The sequence below is a fragment of the Clostridium tarantellae genome, from assembly GCF_009295725.1.
In the GTDB taxonomy this organism is placed as follows: domain Bacteria; phylum Bacillota; class Clostridia; order Clostridiales; family Clostridiaceae; genus Sarcina; species Sarcina tarantellae.
This window is the reverse complement of sequence record NZ_WHJC01000692.1, coordinates 1-357: the sequence shown is the minus strand read 5'-3', so window position 1 is coordinate 357 and position 357 is coordinate 1. Positions and strand designations below refer to the sequence as shown.

1 protein-coding gene is annotated in these 357 nt (G+C 28.0%); it reads left to right on the top strand.

Annotation, left to right across the window (positions count from 1 at the left end; all coding sequences use genetic code 11):
- Positions 1-206, top strand: a 206-nt coding sequence (locus tag GBZ86_RS18095) for a hypothetical protein (protein WP_207707496.1), incomplete at its 5' end; no start/stop codon positions are given.
- Positions 207-357 lie beyond the last annotated feature (151 nt).

The following is a 357-nucleotide window of genomic DNA, read 5'->3' as shown; positions in this document are numbered from 1 at the left end:
TTTGCAGATACTTTTTCAAATGCTCTAATAAGAGAAATCTACCATCAGTTGAATTATTAATTCAACAAAATATTTTACCGGTAAGAAAAGGCAGGCAAGACCGTCGAAAGCTTCGCGCCCAATCTCCGGTGTTTGTCAAGAAAATTGTCGTATGCTTTGATTTAGAATCAAAAAATTTCAATATAAACTGCATTAACCAAAGTTAAATTTTTACAGATGATTTTTAAAAACTATAATAGTGCAAAAATGCTTGAATAATTTTACAGCATAATAAAATAAAAAAACATTTATGATAAAACCCTGTTATAATTAAGTTCTCACACAAAAAAAACACACAAGGAGTTAAACATAAATGTT